We start from the raw sequence: 870 nt of genomic DNA on the forward strand, positions 1-870 counted from the left end.
GTCGTAGACCCGAAACCGTGTGATCTACCCATGTCCAGGGTGAAGGTCAGGTAACACTGACTGGAGGCCCGAACCCACGTATGTTGAAAAATGCGGGGATGAGGTGTGGGTAGCGGTGAAATTCCAATCGAACACGGAGATAGCTGGTTCTCTCCGAAATAGCTTTAGGGCTAGCCTCAAGATAGTGAGTACTGGAGGTAGAGCACTGATTGGACTAGGGGCCCCTACCGGGTTACCGAATTCAGTCAAACTCCGAATGCCAGTTACTTAAACTTGGGAGTCAGACTATGGGTGATAAGGTTCATAGTCGAAAGGGAAACAGCCCAGACCGCCAGCTAAGGTCCCAAAGTATACGTTAAGTGGAAAAGGATGTGGCGTTGCACAGACAACCAGGATGTTGGCTTAGAAGCAGCCATCATTGAAAGAGTGCGTAATAGCTCACTGGTCGAGTGACGCTGCGCCGAAAATGTACCGGGGCTAAACGTATCACCGAAGCTGCGGATTGTTCTTACGAACAATGGTAGGAGAGCGTTCAAAGTGCTGTGAAGTCAGACCGTGAGGACTGGTGGAGCGCTTTGAAGTGAGAATGCCGGTATGAGTAGCGAAAAAAGAGTGAGAATCTCTTTCACCGAATGCCTAAGGTTTCCTGAGGAAGGCTCGTCCTCTCAGGGTTAGTCGGGACCTAAGCCGAGGCCGACAGGCGTAGGCGATGGACAACAGGTTGATATTCCTGTACCACCTCATGATTGTTTGAACAATGGGGGGACGCAGGAGGATAAGGAGTGCGCACTGATGGATGTGCGTCCAAGCATGCAAGGAAGTCAGATAGGCAAATCCGTCTGACACATTTCTGAGCTGTGACGGGGAGGG

General features: G+C 51.3%; 1 rRNA gene. It reads left to right on the plus strand.

The window, feature by feature from the left end:
• A 23S ribosomal RNA gene (locus FLK20_RS21390) occupies window positions 1-870 on the plus strand; the annotation flags it as partial.

The organism is Oceanobacillus sp. CFH 90083, from assembly GCF_009389585.1.
Lineage (GTDB): Bacteria > Bacillota > Bacilli > Bacillales > Amphibacillaceae > Oceanobacillus.